14 protein-coding genes and 1 other RNA gene are annotated in these 11,816 nt (G+C 64.8%); 10 read left to right on the top strand and 5 right to left on the bottom strand.

Annotation, left to right across the window (positions count from 1 at the left end; translation table 11 throughout):
- Positions 1-120 precede the first annotated feature (120 nt).
- On the bottom strand, positions 121-570 hold the full coding sequence (locus ACK1U9_RS19735; protein WP_046613632.1) for an EVE domain-containing protein: 450 nt from the start codon (positions 568-570) through the stop codon (positions 121-123).
- A gap of 178 nt (positions 571-748) precedes the next feature.
- On the opposite strand from ACK1U9_RS19735, the gene ACK1U9_RS19730 reads away from it, so the two are divergent.
- Positions 749-901 (top strand): hypothetical protein, encoded by a 153-nt coding sequence (locus ACK1U9_RS19730; protein WP_013974724.1) that lies wholly within the window; start codon positions 749-751, stop codon positions 899-901.
- A gap of 19 nt (positions 902-920) precedes the next feature.
- On the opposite strand, the gene ACK1U9_RS19725 is transcribed toward ACK1U9_RS19730, so the two are convergent.
- The 4 genes from ACK1U9_RS19725 to ACK1U9_RS19710 form a co-directional block, all read right to left on the bottom strand.
- On the bottom strand, positions 921-1,529 hold the full coding sequence (locus ACK1U9_RS19725) for a 5-formyltetrahydrofolate cyclo-ligase (RefSeq protein WP_046613631.1): 609 nt from the start codon (positions 1,527-1,529) through the stop codon (positions 921-923).
- A gap of 79 nt (positions 1,530-1,608) precedes the next feature.
- Positions 1,609-1,788: non-coding RNA, 6S RNA (gene ssrS, locus ACK1U9_RS19720), on the bottom strand.
- Between the two features lie 17 nt (positions 1,789-1,805).
- On the bottom strand, positions 1,806-2,126 hold the full coding sequence (locus tag ACK1U9_RS19715; RefSeq protein WP_003259368.1) for a cell division protein ZapA: 321 nt from the start codon (positions 2,124-2,126) through the stop codon (positions 1,806-1,808).
- Complete coding sequence (locus ACK1U9_RS19710) at positions 2,123-2,305, bottom strand: TIGR02449 family protein (protein ID WP_046613731.1); 183 nt, start codon at positions 2,303-2,305, stop codon at positions 2,123-2,125. Before ACK1U9_RS19710 ends, ACK1U9_RS19715 begins: the two co-directional genes overlap by 4 nt.
- A 181-nt stretch (positions 2,306-2,486) precedes the next feature.
- On the opposite strand from ACK1U9_RS19710, the gene ACK1U9_RS19705 reads away from it, so the two are divergent.
- The 9 genes from ACK1U9_RS19705 to gcvH all read left to right on the top strand — a co-directional run.
- Positions 2,487-3,041 (top strand): YecA/YgfB family protein, encoded by a 555-nt coding sequence (locus ACK1U9_RS19705; RefSeq protein WP_046613630.1) that lies wholly within the window; start codon positions 2,487-2,489, stop codon positions 3,039-3,041.
- Positions 3,042-3,062: 21 nt separating this feature from the next.
- Positions 3,063-4,397, top strand: a complete 1,335-nt coding sequence (gene pepP, locus ACK1U9_RS19700; protein ID WP_108480288.1) for a Xaa-Pro aminopeptidase — start codon at positions 3,063-3,065, stop codon at positions 4,395-4,397.
- Complete coding sequence (gene ubiH / locus ACK1U9_RS19695; protein WP_153671415.1) at positions 4,394-5,593, top strand: 2-octaprenyl-6-methoxyphenyl hydroxylase; 1,200 nt, start codon at positions 4,394-4,396, stop codon at positions 5,591-5,593. Before pepP ends, ubiH begins: the two co-directional genes overlap by 4 nt.
- Positions 5,590-6,075, top strand: a complete 486-nt coding sequence (locus ACK1U9_RS19690) for a DUF4442 domain-containing protein (protein ID WP_046613627.1) — start codon at positions 5,590-5,592, stop codon at positions 6,073-6,075. The genes ubiH and ACK1U9_RS19690 overlap by 4 nt, the downstream gene beginning before the upstream one ends.
- Positions 6,076-6,084: 9 nt before the next feature.
- A complete protein-coding gene (locus tag ACK1U9_RS19685) occupies positions 6,085-7,302 on the top strand; it encodes a 2-octaprenyl-3-methyl-6-methoxy-1,4-benzoquinol hydroxylase (protein ID WP_196174599.1) in 1,218 nt (405 codons plus the stop codon).
- Between the two features lie 122 nt (positions 7,303-7,424).
- A complete protein-coding gene (locus tag ACK1U9_RS19680; protein WP_085601822.1) occupies positions 7,425-8,426 on the top strand; it encodes an extracellular solute-binding protein in 1,002 nt (333 codons plus the stop codon).
- Between the two features lie 174 nt (positions 8,427-8,600).
- Positions 8,601-10,223, top strand: coding sequence for an ABC transporter permease (locus ACK1U9_RS19675; RefSeq protein ID WP_085601823.1), 1,623 nt, complete (start codon positions 8,601-8,603; stop codon positions 10,221-10,223).
- Positions 10,224-10,348: 125 nt separating this feature from the next.
- The gene (gene gcvT / locus ACK1U9_RS19670) at positions 10,349-11,431 is read left to right on the top strand and encodes a glycine cleavage system aminomethyltransferase GcvT (RefSeq protein WP_153671413.1); all 1,083 of its coding nucleotides are present in this window, start codon (positions 10,349-10,351) and stop codon (positions 11,429-11,431) included.
- Positions 11,432-11,482: 51 nt separating this feature from the next.
- On the top strand, positions 11,483-11,816 hold a 334-nt coding region (gene gcvH, locus ACK1U9_RS19665), incomplete at its 3' end, for a glycine cleavage system protein GcvH (RefSeq protein WP_449110123.1).

The following is an 11,816-nucleotide window of genomic DNA, read 5'->3' as shown; positions in this document are numbered from 1 at the left end:
GCATTCAGCTTGCCATTCACCGCTCTCACTTCAGATTCTAATCCCCTCTCAAGACACAAGCTGGCTTGCCGGCGATGGGCCGCAGGGCGGCCCCTTTGGTTTATGACCTTAGCCGCAGTTTCAACGCAAAGCGACAATCACCGCCCATTGCTCTGGCGTCACCGGCATCACCGACAGGCGGCTGCCTTTCTGCACCAGCGGCAGTTCGGCCAGGCCTGCCTGCTGTTTCAGCCAGGCCAGCTCCAGCACCCGTGGCAGGGTTTGCACATGGGCTACATCCACCGCGCTCCACGGGTTCTTGTCGGCCGTGGCCTTGGCATCGTAGTAGTGGCTTTGCGGGTCCAGCGCGGTCGGGTCGGGGTAGGCAGCGCGAGTGATCCTGGCAATGCCAGCGATGCCCGGCTGCGGGCAGCTGGAGTGATAGAAGAAGAACTCGTCGCCAACGCTCATGGCCCGCAGGAAATTGCGCGCCTGGTAGTTGCGCACGCCGTCCCAGCGCGCTTCGCCGAGACGGCCGAGGGCTTCGATGGAGAGCTCGTCGGGCTCGGATTTCATCAGCCAGTAGGCCATGGGTGCTGCTCCTGAAAAGGTTTGAAATAACCTGTTGCATGAAACCGACAGTCGGTTGGCGTCAAGGTTTGCGTGCAGACGCAGGTTGTCGGAAAATGCGCCCCGTTTAAAGCGCTATGCTCCGGCGATACCCAGAAAATTGCCGAGCCTGAACAGTTTGCCTGGGGGGCATTCTTCGATGAATCAACGTAACAAGCCGGATCTGCTGTGGATCCTGGTGTTCATTTTCGGCCTGGGTGTGGTCACTACCGGTTATGCGCAAGGTATCTGGGAGCGCAAGCTGGACAATGCCTATCAGATGCCGGTCGACGCCAGCCAGCCGCAACGTTGATGCCCCACGTCGGCGCCGTTCAACGCGGCGCCAAGTACCAGCCACGGTCCGAGACCGTCCCCTGCAGCGGTACATCCCAACTGGCCTGAGCCAGCCGCTCGACCTTCTGGCATTCATGTGCCAGCCCCAACAGCAACGGCTTTTTCCAGGTCTGGCGACGCGCCTGGTAGGCCAGGCTGCGATCATAGAAACCACCGCCCATTCCCAGGCGACCGCCCACTTCGTCGAAACCGACCAACGGTAGCAGGATCAGGTCCAGCGACCAGATCGGGCGCTGGCGCTTGCGCTCGGTAACCGGCTCCGGAATGCGAAAGCGGTTGGGCTTGAGCTTCTCGCCCTGCTCGAAGCGCTGGAACACCATGCGCGTGCGCGGCCAGGCGTGCAGCACCGGCAGGTAGGTACGCTTGCCACGGCGCTGGGCCTCGCGCAGCAGCAGGCAAGGGTCGATTTCGCCGTCGTTGGGCAGGTACAGGGCAATGTGCCGGGCGCGGCGGAACAGCGGGTGCTGCGCCAGCTGGCGGTACAGGCCAAGGGCGGCCTGGCGTTGCTGGGCAGGGGTAAGGGCGCGGCGGGCATTGCGGAGCAGGCGACGGAGCTGGGGGCGGGTGAGCTGCGCGGTGTCGGTCATGGCACGGGCGATCCCAGATGCTGGCCGACGTGGTCGGCCAAAACGAATTGCCCGCCGGAAGGGGCGGGCAAGAGAATTCAGGCTCCCCGACAAGACCGCTATCGGTGTAGCCCTTGAACCCGAAAGTTCAAGGTGGAGATTGCAGGGGGCGTTAAGGCTTTCCGTCGGGCGGACATGCACACCGGCCCCAGCGTGCAACCCCCGTGGTTGTGCGTATCGGCTCAGGGACATAACCGACTGGCGCATCCCCCAGGGAGTGGCGCCAGTATACCAATCTCAGCCGATTTTGGTATCCGCGTCGTCGGACAGTGCCTGGTCGACCCGTTCCAGCAGGTCGCGCACCTGTTCGCGAGTGGTGCCGCCTGCCGGGGCATCGTTGCGGTCTTCCTGGCGGTGCAGCATTTCGTGGGTGATGTTCAACGCTGCCATGACCGCGATGCGGTCGGCGCCGATCACCTTGCCGCTGCTGCGGATCTCGCGCATCTTGCCGTCCAGGTAGCGTGCGGCGCTGACCAGGTTGTTGCGCTCCTCCGGCGGGCAGATGATCGAATACTCCTTGTCGAGGATCTGCACGGTGACGCTATTGCTTGAACTCATGAGTCTTGCTCCAGGGCCTTGAGGCGTAAAATCATCGACTCGACCTTGCGCTTGGCGATCTCGTTCTTTTCGATGAGGTGGGCGCGCTCTTCGCGCCAGGTTTTTTCCTGAGCTACTAGGAGTGCATTTTGCCGTTTTAGTTGCTCGACACGTTCGATCAGCAACTCGAATCGGCTCATCAGTGCCTGCAGGTCGTTCTCTTGCGTGGGTTGCACTCGATTCGCTCCGTCGTTGAGTCACCTGGCGATGATGCCTCTCCCTGGGCGGCGACGGCCAGTGCCGATGGTCTTGGCGCGCCTGCCGGTGCTAGGATACAAGGTCTCCATTCTAGTCATTGCGCCGTCTGGCGCCTAGCTGCCCATGCCCAATACCCAATCGCCCTACATCGCCTTCGCCATGCTGCTGTCCAGCAATGGCCATCCTGTCACCCCGGCCGAACTGCACGGCCTGCTGATCGGCCGCAGCTGCGCCGGTGCCGGCTTCGACGCCGACGGCTGGCTGGCCGATGCCGCCCAGCTGCTGGAAACCGAGCCCGGTGACACCGTGCGCAACGCCCTGGTCGGCCTGCAGGAAATGGTCAAGGGCGAGCTGACCAGCGACGACATGGCGATCGTCCTGCTGCTGCCTTCCGACGACGCCGCCCTGAACGACCGCGCCACCGCGCTGGGCCAGTGGTGCCAAGGCTTCATCACCGGTTTCGGCCTGAATGCCGGTGGCAAGGACCTGTCCGACGAGGCCAAGGAAGTGCTGCAGGACCTGGTGGCCATTTCCCAGGTCCAGGAAGCCCTCGAGGAGTCCGAGGACGGCGAGAGCGACTACATGGAGGTCATGGAATACCTGCGCGTGGCGCCGTTGCTGCTGTTCTCCGAGCTGGCCAAGCCGGCCGCCCCCGCACCCAAGCCATCGCTGCACTGATCAACCGGGGGTAGTCTGCCCATGAGCCGCATTCCCAAGGCCGAGTATGCCCGTCGGCGCAAGGCGCTGATGGCGCAGATGGTACCCAACAGTATCGCCATCCTGCCCGCTGCCGCGGTTGCCATCCGTAACCGCGACGTAGAGCACGTTTACCGCCAGGACAGCGACTTCCAGTACCTCAGTGGTTTTCCCGAGCCGGAAGCGGTGATTGCGCTGATTCCGGGGCGCGAGCATGGCGAATACGTGCTGTTCTGCCGTGAACGCAACCCCGAGCGCGAGCTGTGGGATGGTCTGCGGGCTGGCCAGGAAGGTGCGGTGCGCGATTTTGGCGCAGACGATGCCTTCCCCATCACCGACATCGACGAGATCCTGCCGGGCCTGATCGAAGGCCGTGAGCGGGTGTACAGCGCCATGGGCAGCAACCCCGAGTTCGACCGCCGGCTGATGGACTGGATCAACGTGATCCGCTCCAAGGCCCGCCTGGGCGCCCAGCCGCCGAACGAGTTCGTTGCGCTGGATCATCTGCTGCACGACATGCGCCTGTATAAATCGGCAGCGGAAGTGAAGGTGATGCGTGCTGCCGCAGAGATTTCGGCGCGGGCCCACGTGCGGGCCATGCAGGCCTGCCGGGCCGGCTTGCACGAATACAGCCTGGAAGCCGAGCTGGACTACGAGTTCCGCAAGGGTGGGGCGAAGATGCCGGCCTACGGCTCGATCGTCGCGGCCGGGCGCAATGGCTGCATCCTGCACTATCAGCAGAACGACGCCCCGCTCAAGGATGGCGACCTGGTACTGATCGACGCCGGCTGCGAGATCGACTGCTACGCCAGCGACATCACCCGTACCTTCCCGGTCAGCGGGCGCTTTTCGCCGGAGCAGAAGGCCATCTACGAGCTGGTGCTCAAGGCCCAGGCCGCGGCGTTTGCCGAAATCGCCCCCGGCAAGCACTGGAACCACGCCCATGAGGCGACCGTGCGGGTCATCACCGAGGGCCTGGTGGAACTGGGCCTGTTGACGGGCGAGGTACAGGCGCTGATCGACAGCGAGGCCTATCGTGCCTTCTACATGCATCGTGCCGGGCATTGGCTGGGCATGGATGTGCACGATGTGGGCGAGTACAAGGTGGGCGGCGAGTGGCGGGTGCTTGAACCCGGCATGGCGCTGACCGTCGAACCGGGCATCTACATAGGTGCCGACAATCAGGCCGTGGCCAAGAAATGGCGCGGCATTGGTGTAAGGATCGAGGACGACGTGGTAGTGACCAGGCAAGGCTGTGAAATCCTGACTTCGGGCGTACCGCGTACGGTCGCCGAGATCGAGGCACTGATGCAGGCCGCCCGCAAGGACGCGGCATGAATCGGGTGAATCTGGCGATCATTGGTGGCGGCCTGGTGGGCGCGAGCTTGGCCCTGGCGCTGCAGGCGGGGGCCAAGGCGCGAGGCTGGAAGATCCTGCTGATCGAGCCCTTCGCCCCCGGTGACAGCTTCCAGCCCAGCTACGATGCGCGTTCGTCGGCACTGTCGTTTGGCACTCAGCAGATCTACCAGCAGCTGGGCCTGTGGCAGGCAATCGGCCATCGCGCCGAGCCGATCCGGCAGATTCACGTATCCGACCGCGGCCGCTTCGGCGCCACCCGCCTGGATGCCCTGGAAGAGGGCGTGCCGGCGCTTGGCTACGTAGTGGAAAACGCCTGGCTGGGTCAGTGCCTGTGGCAAGGGCTGGACAGCGAGGTGGTGAGCTGGCGTTGCCCGGCGGAAGTCACGGCGATGCAGGCCATCGAAGGTGGCTACCGCCTGCTGCTGAACGACGACACTCAACTGGAGTGCGACCTGGCGGTACTGGCCGACGGTGGCCGCTCCGGCCTGCGCGAACAGCTGGGCATTCATGTGCGCCACACGCCCTACCAACAGAGCGCGCTGATCGCCAATATCACTCCGGGCGAGGCCCACGGCGGCCAGGCCTTCGAGCGTTTCACCGAAGAAGGCCCCATGGCCCTGCTGCCGCTGCCGGATAACCGCTGCGCGCTGGTCTGGACCCGCCAGGGCATGGACGCGCGGCGCCTGGCCGACATCGACGAGCGCAGTTTCCTGCGCGAGCTGCAGGGCGTGTTCGGCTATCGCCTGGGCGCTTTGCGCCAGGTCGGCGCGCGGCACCTCTACCCACTGTCGCTGATCGAAGCCCAGGAGCAGGTGCGGCCGCATCTGGTGGTGCTGGGCAACGCCGCGCACAGCCTTCACCCTATTGCCGGCCAAGGCTTCAATCTGTCGCTGCGTGACGTGCAGGCGCTTGCCGAGGCGCTGCTGGCCGGCCCGCAGCAGCCTGGCGACCTGACCACGTTGCAGGCCTACCACCAGCGCCAGCACCTGGACCAGGCCATGACCATCGGTTTTTCCGACCAGGTCACTCGCCTGTTCGGCAGTAGCCAGCCGTTGCTGGCCGCCGGGCGTAACCTGGGCCTGCTCGGTCTCGACTTGCTGCCTCCGGCGAAAAGCTGGTTCGCCCGCCAGGCCATGGGCCTGGGCACTCGCCCCGATCCGCGAGGTCAGGCATGAGTGGCAACGCGCGCAGGCTGGCGCGCCGGGCGCGCCTGTTGCGTTGGCGGTTGAACCTTTACCCGCCGTATCTGGGTGCTGGCATCCGCGTGCTGCACATCAGCCCGGACCTGCGCAGCGTCAAGGTGGCGATGAAGCTGACCCGCTGGAACCGCAACTATGTCGGTACTCAGTTCGGCGGCAGCCTGTATTCGATGGTCGACCCGTTCTACATGCTGTTGCTGATCGAACAGCTGGGTCGTGACTACATCGTCTGGGACAAGGCCGCCAGCATCGATTTCATTTCGCCGGGCAAAGGCCCGGTGTATGCCGAACTCCACGTCGATGACGCGCTGCTGGATGAAATCCGCCAGCAGACTGCCACCGGCAAGAAGTGCCTGCCGCGTTTGCAGGTCGATATCCGTGACGGCGCCGGCGAGCTGGTGGCGCGGGTCGATAAAACCCTATATGTGCGGCTCAAGCCGCAAGCGAGGCTGGCGTAAGGCATGGAAATGCGCGCAGATCTGTTGATTGTCGGTGCCGGTATGGTCGGCAGCGCCCTGGCCCTGGCGTTGCGCCACAGTGGCTTGCAAATCCTCCTGCTCGACGGCGGCCCGCTGACGGTCAAGCCGTTCGATGCCCAGGCCCCGTTCGAGCCGCGTGTCAGCGCGTTGTCGGCAGCCAGCCAGCGCATCCTCGAGCGCCTTGGCGCCTGGGATGGCATTGCCCGGCGGCGTGCCACGCCATATTCGGACATGCATGTGTGGGATGGCAGTGGCACCGGGCAGATTCACTTCTCGGCCGCCAGCGTGCACGCCCAGGTGCTCGGCCATATCGTCGAGAACCGGGTGGTGCAGGATGGCCTGCTGGAACGCTTGCATGACAGCGATATCGGCCTGCTGCCCAATGCGCGGCTCGAACAGCTGCGCCGCTCTGGCGACGAGTGGCTGCTTACCCTCGCCGATGGCCGCCAGCTGCGTGCACCGCTGGTGATCGCGGCAGACGGTGCCAACTCGGCAGTGCGGCGCCTGGCCGGTTGCGAAACCCGTGAGTGGGATTACCTGCACCATGCCATCGTCACCAGCGTGCGCTGCAGCGCCGGGCACCAGGCCACGGCCTGGCAGCGCTTCACCGATGAAGGACCACTGGCGTTCCTGCCGCTATCCCGTGATGGCCAGCAGGACTGGTGCTCGATCGTGTGGTCGACCACCCCGGAGCATGCCGAGCAATTGATGGCGCTGGATGAAGCGGCCTTCCTGAAAGCCCTGGAGCGGGCATTCGAGGGGCGCCTGGGTGATGTGCTGCAGGCCGACCCGCGGGTGTGCGTACCGCTGCGCCAGCGCCACGCCAAGCGCTATGTGGATGAAGGCCTGGCATTGATCGGCGATGCCGCGCACACCATTCACCCGCTGGCCGGGCAGGGCGTCAACCTGGGCTTTCTCGATGCTGCGGTGCTGGCCGAGGTGCTGGTCAACGCCTGCGAGCGTGGCGAGCGGCTGGCGGATGTGAAGGTGCTGAGCCGTTACGAGCGACGTCGCATGCCGCACAACCTGGCACTGATGGCGGCGATGGAAGGGTTCGAGCGGTTGTTCCAGGCCAACCCGTTGCCGTTGCGCTGGTTGCGTAACAGTGGGTTGAAGCTGGTGGAGCAGATGCCGGAGGCCAAGGCACTGTTCGTGCGCCAGGCGCTGGGTTTGAGTGGTGACCTCCCGGATCTGGCCAAGGCGTGAAGGTCTTGCACGATGAGCAGTAGGAGCAAGTTCTGCAACATCCGGTAACGCCTAGGTAGATGAGTCGGAAAATGGGATTCACTACCATTTGCGCCTCTCATACGATCCGAGGAGTGCTTTCCATGTTGCCACGCAAGCCCCTACTGGCCGCCCTGGCCCTGACCCTGTTCGGCGGCACCGCCCAGGCAGCGGACGAAGTGGTGGTGTACTCCTCGCGCATCGACGAGCTGATCAAGCCGGTGTTCGATGCCTATACCGCCAAGACCGGGGTCAAGATCAAGTTCATCACCGACAAGGAAGCCCCGCTGATGCAGCGCATCAAGGCCGAGGGCGAAAACGGCGTGGCCGACCTGCTGCTGACCGTCGATGCCGGCAACCTGTGGCAAGCCGAGCAGATGGGCATCCTGCAGCCGATCAAGTCCGACATCATCGACCAGAACATCCCGTCGCAGTACCGCGCCTCGTCCCACGACTGGACCGGCCTGAGCCTGCGCGCCCGCACCATCATCTACTCCACCGAGCGGGTCAAGCCGCAGGAGCTGAGCACCTACGAAGCCTTGGCCGACAAGCAGTGGGAAGGCCGCCTGTGCCTGCGCACGGCGAAGAAGGTGTACAACCAGTCGCTGACCGCCACCCTGATCGAAACCCACGGCGAGGCGAAGACAGAGCAGATCGTCAAAGGCTGGGTCAACAACCTGTCTACCGACGTGTTCTCCGACGACAACGCCGTGATCCAGGCCATCGAGGCCGGCCAGTGCGACGTGGGCGTGGTCAACACCTACTACTATGGCCGCCTGCACAAGCAGAACCCGAAACTGCCGGTGAAGATCTTCTGGCCCAACCAAGGTGACCGTGGCGTGCACGTGAACCTGTCGGGCATCGGCCTGACCAAGCATGCGCCACACCCGGAGGCGGCGAAGAAACTGGTGGAATGGATGACTGGTGAAGAGGCGCAGAAGTTGTTCGCCGACATCAACCAGGAGTTCCCGGCCAACCCGAAGGTCAAGCCCTCGGACGAAGTGGCAGCGTGGGGCAGCTTCAAGGCTGACAGCATTCCGGTGGAAATCGCTGGCAAGCGCCAGGCTGAAGCGATTCGCTTGATGGATCGGGCTGGCTGGAACTAAGCGCCAGGCTTTATCCTTCCGGGGCCTGCAAGGGCCCATTCGCGGCGGTTCGGCGTTCCGATAAACCCGCTCCCACAGGACCGCACAACCCTCAAAGGCAGTGCAGATCCTGTGGGAGTGGGTTCACCCGCGAACGACCGCGCAGCGGTCGCCATCGCAATCGAGAGTCAAGCCTTGCCCCACACCCCTCAACGCCGCTGGTACCTCCCGGTCACCTTGGTCGCCGCCCTGGTGCTCCTGCCCCTGAGCGTCCTGCTGTTGTCCTGGCAGTCGATCGACCTGCAGATCTGGTCGCACCTGCTCGACACCCAGATGACGCGCCTGCTAACCAATACCCTGACGCTGGTGGTGGGTGTGGGCATCGGCGTCACCGTGCTGGGCGTCAGCCTGGCCTGGCTGACCAGCCTATGCGAGTTCCCTGGCCGGCGCTGGCTGGACTGGGCGCTGATGCTACCGTTCGCCATCCCGGCCTATGTGCTGGCGTTCGTCTTCGTCGGCCTGCTGGACTTCGCCGGCCCGGTGCAGAGCGCCCTGCGCGAGGTGTTCGGGCCGATGCGCCTGCCCCGGGTGCGCTCCACCGGCGGGGTGATCGTCGTCCTGGTGCTGGTGTTCTACCCCTATGTCTATCTGCTGGCGCGTACCGCATTCCTGGCCCAGGGCAAGGGCCTGATGGAAGCGGCGCGAGTGCTGGGGCTGTCCCCGCTGCAGGCGTTCTGGCGTGTGGCGCTGCCCATGGCTCGGCCCGCGATTGGCGCCGGTATTGCCCTGGCCCTGATGGAAACCCTGGCCGACTTCGGCGCGGTGGCGGTATTCAACTTCGACACCTTCACCACGGCCATCTACAAGACCTGGTACGGCTTCTTCAGCCTGTCCAGCGCGGCCCAGCTGGCCAGCCTGTTGCTGCTGGCGGTGATGCTGGTGCTGTATGGCGAGCGCCGTGCCAGGGGGGCCAGCCGCAGCGGCAACGAGCGGCCGCGCGGGCAGGCGCTGTACCACCTGCGCGGGTTCAAGGCGTTGCTGGCCAGTGGCTGGTGCCTGCTGGTGTTCGCCTGCGCCTTCGTCATCCCGCTGCTGCAACTGCTGGCGTGGTTCTGGCAGCGCGGCCGGCATGACCTGGACGAGCGTTATGTCGGCCTTGTGCTGCACACCCTGTACCTGGGTGGCATGGCGGCGCTGGTCACGGTGTGCGTGGCGTTGCTGCTGGCCTTTGCCCGGCGCCAGGCGCCGACGGGCGGTATCCGCGCCGGGGTAGGCCTGGCCAACCTGGGTTATGCCTTGCCCGGCTCGGTGCTGGCGGTGTCGATCATGCTTGCCTTCAGTTACCTCGACAACCATCTGGTCATCCCGCTGTCCAGCTGGCTGGGCGGTGCCGGCAAGCCGCTGCTGCTGGGCAGCCTGGCGGCGTTACTGCTGGCCTACCTGGTGCGCTTCATCGCGGTGGCCTACGGGCCGCTGGAGAGCAGCCTGGAGCGTATCCGCCCGTCATTGCCCGAGGCATCCCGTAGCCTGGGCGTCGGTGGCGCGGGATTGTTTTTCAAGGTGTATCTACCGCTGCTGGTGCCTGGCGCGCTCAGCGCCGCCCTGCTGGTGTTCGTCGACGTGCTCAAGGAAATGCCGGCCACTTTGCTGATGCGCCCGTTCGGCTGGGATACCTTGGCGGTAAGGGTGTTCGAGATGACCAGCGAGGGTGAGTGGGCGCGTGCATCGTTGCCGGCACTGACCCTGGTGCTGGTGGGCCTGCTGCCGGTCATCGGCCTGATCCGCCGTTCGGCACGTCGACCCGGTCACAGTCACTGAGGGTGCCAGCCCGCGCCCTTGCGGCTACAATGCGCGGCATTCGCGCGGCGGGTCCTACACAAGAAGAGCTGACGACCCGACGTCATCGACCGCCGCCGCTTCGCCACGCCCGGAAGGAGAAACCCATGGGACAGCGCACGCTTTTGTATGACCTGCACCTGGCGCTTGGCGCCAAGACGGTCGATTTCGGTGGCTGGGACATGCCCCTGCACTATGGCTCGCAGGTCGAGGAGCACCATCAGGTGCGCAGCGATTGCGGGGTGTTCGATGTTTCTCACATGACCGTTATCGATGTCGATGGTAGCGAAGCCACCGCCTGGCTGCAGCGTCTGCTGGCCAATGACGTGGCCCGCCTCGACGACACCGGCAAGGCGCTGTACAGCCCGCTGTTGCAGGAGCAGGGCGGGGTGATCGATGACCTGATCGTCTACCGCACGGAAGAGGGCTATCGTCTGGTCACCAACGCCGCCACCCGCGCCAAGGTGCTCGACTGGCTGCAACTGCAGCGTGACGGTTTTGCCGTGGACTTCAAGGTCCGCCCCGACCTTGCCATTCTTGCCATCCAGGGCCCGCATGCCCGAGAAAAGGTTGCAGCGCTGCTCAGCCCCGCGCGTGCCGCGCTGATCCGCGAACTGCGTCCGTTCGAAGGTTTTGCCGAAGGCGACTGGTTCATTGCCCGCACCGGTTACACCGGTGAAGACGGCTTGGAGATCATCCTCCCCGGCGACCAGGCGGTGGCGTTCTTCAACGACCTGGTCGGTGCCGGAATCGCCCCCAGCGGCCTTGGTGCCCGCGATACCTTGCGCCTGGAAGCTGGCATGAATCTGTACGGCCAGGACATTGACGAAACCCACACCCCGCTCACCTCCAACCTTGGCTGGAGCATCGCTTGGGAGCCGGCCGGGCGTGACTTTATCGGCCGCGCCGGTCTGCTGGCGGAAATCGAACATGGCGTGCAGGAAAAACTGGTCGGCCTGGTACTGGAAGAGCGTGGCGTGCTGCGTGCCCACCAGGTGGTGCGTGTAGCCGGGATTGGCGAAGGGGAGATCACCAGTGGTAGTTTCTCGCCTACGCTGAGCAAGTCCATTGCACTTGCACGCGTGCCCATGGCCACCGGCGACCGGGCCGAGGTGGAAATCCGCGGCAAGTGGTACCCGGTGCGGGTGGTCAAACCGACCTTCGTGCGCCACGGCAAGATTCTGATCTGAACAATTTTTAACCGGCGGGCGTACCGCTGAGCCAATCGAGGAATTCAAGACATGAGCAATATCCCCGCCGACCTGCGTTTTGCCGAAAGCCACGAGTGGGCTCGCCTGGAAGCCGATGGCACCGTGACCGTGGGTATCAGCGACCACGCCCAGCAAGCCCTGGGTGACGTGGTGTTCGTCGAGCTGGCTGAAGTCGGCAAGGTATTCGCCGCTGGCGACGCGGCCGGTGTTGTCGAGTCGGTCAAGGCCGCTTCGGACATCTACGCCCCGGTCGGTGGCGAAGTGATCGCGGTCAACGAAGAGCTGGCCGACAGCCCAGAGCTGCTCAACGAAGAACCTTACGAGTCGTGGATCTTCAAGCTGAAGCCAAGCAACCCGGCCGAGC

Source organism: Pseudomonas sp. XP1, assembly GCF_053557675.1.
Note: the sequence above shows the minus strand (reverse complement) of the source record. Positions and strands in the feature narration are given on the sequence as shown.